General features: G+C 71.1%; 1 protein-coding gene. It reads left to right on the top strand.

All coding sequences use genetic code 11. The features are described from left to right. On the top strand, nt 1-855 hold an 855-nt coding region (groEL, locus tag ABEA81_RS42335), incomplete at both ends, for a chaperonin GroEL (protein WP_345613711.1).

Here is an 855-nt window from a genome sequence, read left to right on the forward strand (position 1 = left end):
GCCGCTGGCGATCATCGCCGAGGACGTCGAGGGCGAGGCCCTGGCCACCCTGGTCGTCAACAAGATCCGCGGCACCTTCAAGTCCGTCGCCGTCAAGGCCCCGGGCTTCGGTGACCGCCGCGAGGCGATGCTGGCCGACATGGCCATCCTGACCGGTGGCGAGGTCATCTCGGAGAAGGTCGGCCTCAAGCTGGAGAACGCCGACCTGTCCCTGCTGGGCCGGGCCCGCAAGGTCGTCGTCACCAAGGACGAGACCACCATCGTCGATGGCGCCGGTGACGCGGACCAGATCGCCGGGCGGGTCAACCAGATCCGCTCGGAGATCGAGCGCACCGACTCCGACTACGACCGGGAGAAGCTGCAGGAGCGCCTCGCCAAGCTCGCCGGCGGCGTCGCCGTCATCAAGGCGGGCGCGGCCACCGAGGTGGAGCTCAAGGAGCGCAAGCACCGCATCGAGGACGCGGTGCGCAACGCCAAGGCCGCCGTCGAGGAGGGCATCGTCGCCGGTGGCGGCGTGGCGCTGATCCAGGCCGGGGCCGGGCTGTTCGAGGGCCTGGGCCTGGACGGTGACGAGGCCACCGGCGCGAACATCGTCAAGGTCGCGCTGGAGGCTCCGCTCAAGCAGATCGCGATCAACGCCGGCCTCGAGGGCGGCGTCGTGGCGGAGAAGGTGCGCGGCCTGCAGGCCGGTCACGGCCTCAACGCCGCCACCGGCGAGTACGTCGACCTGGTCGCGGCCGGCATCATCGACCCGGCCAAGGTCACCCGGTCGGCGCTGCAGAACGCGGCCTCGATCGCGGCGCTGTTCCTGACCACCGAGGCGGTCATCGCCGACAAGCCGGAGAAGAACCCGGC

The organism is Pseudonocardia adelaidensis, from assembly GCF_039543345.1.
In the GTDB taxonomy this organism is placed as follows: Bacteria; Actinomycetota; Actinomycetes; order Mycobacteriales; family Pseudonocardiaceae; genus Pseudonocardia; species Pseudonocardia adelaidensis.